Origin of the sequence: Vibrio sp. 661 (assembly GCF_033339315.1) — a bacterium.
GTDB classification, from domain to species: Bacteria; Pseudomonadota; Gammaproteobacteria; order Enterobacterales; family Vibrionaceae; genus Vibrio; species Vibrio alginolyticus.
The window spans coordinates 1-1,190 of the sequence record NZ_JAWOUJ010000097.1 but is presented as its reverse complement, the minus strand read 5'-3'; the positions used below and the strand labels follow the sequence as shown (position 1 = coordinate 1,190).

1 protein-coding gene is annotated in these 1,190 nt (G+C 47.1%); it reads left to right on the top strand.

What is annotated here, in order from left to right; genetic code table 11:
- The coding region (tuf, locus tag R7P69_RS24940) for an elongation factor Tu (protein WP_017822038.1) at positions 1-1,184 on the top strand (1,184 nt) is incomplete at its 5' end.
- Positions 1,185-1,190: the final 6 nt, after the last annotated feature.

Sequence of the window (1,190 nt, the reverse complement as noted above, 5' to 3'; positions counted from 1 at the left end):
TGTCTAAAGAAAAATTTGAACGTACGAAACCGCACGTTAACGTTGGTACTATCGGCCACGTTGACCACGGTAAAACAACTCTAACTGCAGCTATCTGTACTACTCTTGCTAAAGTTTACGGCGGTGTAGCTAAAGACTTCGCATCTATCGATAACGCTCCAGAAGAGCGTGAGCGCGGTATCACAATCGCAACTTCTCACGTTGAGTACGACACTCCATCACGCCACTACGCACACGTTGACTGTCCAGGACACGCTGACTATGTTAAAAACATGATCACTGGTGCTGCACAGATGGACGGTGGTATCCTAGTTGTTGCTGCGACAGATGGCCCAATGCCACAAACTCGTGAGCACATCCTACTAGGCCGTCAGGTTGGTATCCCATACATCATCGTATTCATGAACAAATGTGACATGGTTGACGATGAAGAGCTACTAGAACTAGTAGAAATGGAAGTTCGTGAACTTCTATCTGAATACGATTTCCCAGGTGATGACCTACCAGTTATCCAAGGTTCTGCACTAGGCGCACTAAACGGCGAAGAGCAGTGGGAAGCGAAAATCGTTGAACTAGCAGAAGCTCTAGATACTTACATCCCTGAGCCAGAGCGTGCGGTAGATCAGCCATTCCTAATGCCTATCGAAGACGTATTCTCAATCCAAGGTCGTGGTACAGTAGTAACTGGCCGTATCGAGCGTGGTATCCTAACTGTAGGTGACGAAGTTGCTATCGTAGGTATCAAAGACACTACTACAACTACATGTACTGGTGTTGAGATGTTCCGTAAGCTTCTAGACGAAGGCCGTGCAGGTGAGAACGTTGGTGCACTTCTACGTGGTACTAAACGTGACGAAGTTGAACGTGGTCAAGTACTAGCTAAGCCTGGTTCAATCACTCCACACACTAAGTTCGAATCAGAAGTATACGTACTGTCTAAAGATGAAGGTGGTCGTCACACTCCATTCTTCAAAGGCTACCGTCCACAATTCTACTTCCGTACAACTGACGTAACTGGTGACATCCAGCTACCAGACGGCGTAGAAATGGTAATGCCAGGCGACAACGTACAGATGACTGTAGAGCTAATCGCACCAATCGCAATGGACGAAGGTCTACGTTTCGCGATCCGTGAAGGTGGCCGTACAGTAGGTGCTGGTGTTGTTGCTAAGATCTTCGACTAATTCATA